This window comes from Intrasporangium sp. (assembly GCF_051961875.1).
In the GTDB taxonomy this organism is placed as follows: Bacteria; Actinomycetota; Actinomycetes; order Actinomycetales; family Dermatophilaceae; genus Intrasporangium_A.
In genome coordinates, this window is record NZ_JBQCCV010000200.1 from 1 (window position 1) to 2,513 (window position 2,513).

General features: G+C 70.4%; 3 protein-coding genes. 1 reads left to right on the forward strand and 2 read right to left on the reverse strand.

Translation table 11 applies throughout. From position 1 onward, the window contains the following. The coding region (locus ACTHJJ_RS11975) for a metallophosphoesterase (protein ID WP_440303172.1) at positions 1-468 on the reverse strand (468 nt) is incomplete at its 3' end. Positions 469-540: 72 nt separating this feature from the next. On the opposite strand from ACTHJJ_RS11975, the gene ACTHJJ_RS11980 reads away from it, so the two are divergent. Beyond that, the gene (locus tag ACTHJJ_RS11980; RefSeq protein ID WP_440303173.1) at positions 541-993 is read left to right on the forward strand and encodes a GatB/YqeY domain-containing protein; all 453 of its coding nucleotides are present in this window, start codon (positions 541-543) and stop codon (positions 991-993) included. A 94-nt stretch (positions 994-1,087) separates the two neighbouring features. On the opposite strand, the gene ACTHJJ_RS11985 is transcribed toward ACTHJJ_RS11980, so the two are convergent. After that, a partial coding sequence (locus tag ACTHJJ_RS11985) for a penicillin-binding transpeptidase domain-containing protein (RefSeq protein ID WP_440303174.1) occupies positions 1,088-2,513 on the reverse strand: 1,426 nt, incomplete at its 5' end.

Sequence of the window (2,513 nt, forward strand, 5' to 3'; positions counted from 1 at the left end):
GCCGCGTCCCTCCAGCCCGGACACGAGCGACTCCACCGGCAGTCGCGTCGCCGGCGCCCGGCCCCGGACCGGCCCCCGGTGCCAGAGGTACTTCAGCGGGTTCTTGATGGACGGACCGAAGTAGTCGTTCGACCCGAGCACGAAGACGCCCGGGCGGTCCAGCAGCCACTCGAACGCGTCGAGGACGGCCGGCACGGCGTCATACGACGCGAGGTTGTCGCCGGTGTCCACAACGAGGTCCGGGTCCAGACTCGCGAGCTCCTTGATCCACTTCGCCTTCCACCGCTGCCGCGGCAGCAGGTGCAGGTCCGAGACCTGCAGCACGCGCACCGAGGGCGACCCGGGCGGCAGCACCGGCACCGTGACGCGCCGCAGCCGGAAGGCGTTCCGCTCGATGAGGGAGGCCCACCCGAGCACCCCGAGGCCCGCACCGACCGTCCCGAGCGCCGCCTTCGTCACCACATGCATCCCCCCATCCTGACGCCTCGCCATTCTCGCCGACGAACCGCCCGGCCGCCGGCACCTGCGAGAATCGAGCCCATGACGCTCAAGGACCAGCTCCAGGCCGACCTCACGACCGCGATGCGCGAGCGCGACCCGGTCCGCGCGGGCTCCCTCCGGATGGCCCTCACCGCCATCACGAACGAGGAGGTCGCCGGCAAGGAGCACCGGGACCTCAGCGACGACGACGTCCTCAAGGTCATCACCAAGGAGGCCAAGAAGCGGCGTGAGGCATCGGCGGCATACCGGGAGGCGGGGCGCACCGAGCTGGCGGCGAAGGAGGATGCGGAGCTCGCCGTCCTCGAGGCCTACCTGCCCACCCAGCTGAGCGACGAGGAGCTGACCGCGATCGTCCGGGACGCCGTCGCGGCGTCCGGGGCGATGGGCATGCAGCAGATGGGGTTGGCCATGAAGGCGGCCCAGCAGGCCGTCGCCGGCCGCGCCGAGGGCGGGCGCGTCGCGGGCATCGTCAAGCAGGTGCTCGCCTCCTGACACCGAAGGGCCCCGACCATGTGGTCCGGGCCCTTCAGTTCGTATTCCGCTTACCCGGCTCGCGACCTGATCGCGCCGTCCCGGCGGGCTGGGCTCAGCCGTTCGGCTTCGGCGGCTTCGGGGGCTTGGGCTTCTTCGGCGGCTTGGGCGGCTTGGGCGCCGGTGGCCGGGGCGCACTGGTCGGTTTCGCGGTCGGCGGCGCCGGGCCCTGGTTACGGCCGCCGCCCTGGGAGGTGTAGATCGTGATGTCCGAGCCGCGGGGTGCCCGGCCGTAAGGCGAGGTGCCGGCGACGAGTCCCTCCTGGACGTCGGAGGCCATCGTGCCGCCGACGTGGGCGGTGAACCCGGCCTGCTCGAGGACGGCGGTGGCCTGCTCGACCGACATCCCGGTCACTCCCGGGACTGCGACGTCGTCTCCTTTGGTCAGCTTGTCGGACGGCTCCTTGAACTTGACCCGCGGCTGCCCGTTGAGGGCGCGGTTCATGATGCCCTTCCAGATCGGTGCCGCCACCGCGGCGCCGTGCATCTTCGGGATGAACTGCCCGCCGATCGTCACGTTCGTCATGAGGCGCTTGTTGCCGTCGTCGGGGGTGCCGACCCACACGGCCGTGACCAGTTGCGGGGTGTAGCCGACGAACCACGACTCGTTGTTCTTGTCCGAGGTTCCGGTCTTGCCGGCGGACTGGCGGGCACCGTTGTCGAGCTGGTTCCGGATGCCCGAGCCGTTCGTCATGTTGTACTCGAGGAACTTGTCCGTGGCGCGGACCGCGTCGGCACCGACGACCTGCTCGCACTCGGTCTTCGGCAGCGCGATGTCCTTGCCGTCGCGGCTCAGCTTCGTCACGACGACCATGGGGCACTTCTTGCCGTCGTTCGCGAGGGTGGCGTAGGCGTGCGCGACGCCCTGCGGCGAGACCTCGTCGGCACCGAGGATGTACTGCGGCGCATACTTGCCGATCTCGCCGCCGTCCGCCCGGTGCAGGCCGAGCTTCATCATCGTGTCCCGCACCTTGCAGCCGCCCAGCTGCTGCGCCAAGGCGACGAAGGCCGTGTTCGTCGAGAGCGCGGTGGCCTTCATGAGCTGGATGTTGCCGCCGGGGAAGGGCGTGTCGTTGTGCACCTTCCAGGTGCTGCCCGGGCCGCAGCCCTTGAACTCCCGTGGCTCGTAGGAGGCGGTGTTGTTGCCGCCGGCCGCCTTGGCCCGCACGGACGAGTGCGTCGTCATGCCGCTCTCCATCGCGGTGACGAGCGCGAACGCCTTGGCCGTCGAGCCGAACTGGAAGCCGCCGGAGCCGCCGTACCTGGTGTCGAGGGCCCAGGAGACCCCCGTCTTGCCGAGGCTCTGGGCGGTCACGGTGTACTCGGTGTTCTGGCCGAACCCGAGGACATGGCCGGTCGAGTCCGTCACGTAGGCGGCCGCGCCCACGTGCGACTTGTCGCCGACAGGGACCTTGGCGGTCACCTCTTCCTGGACGATCTTCTGGATCCTCGGGTCGAGGGTCGTCTGGATGACGTAGCCG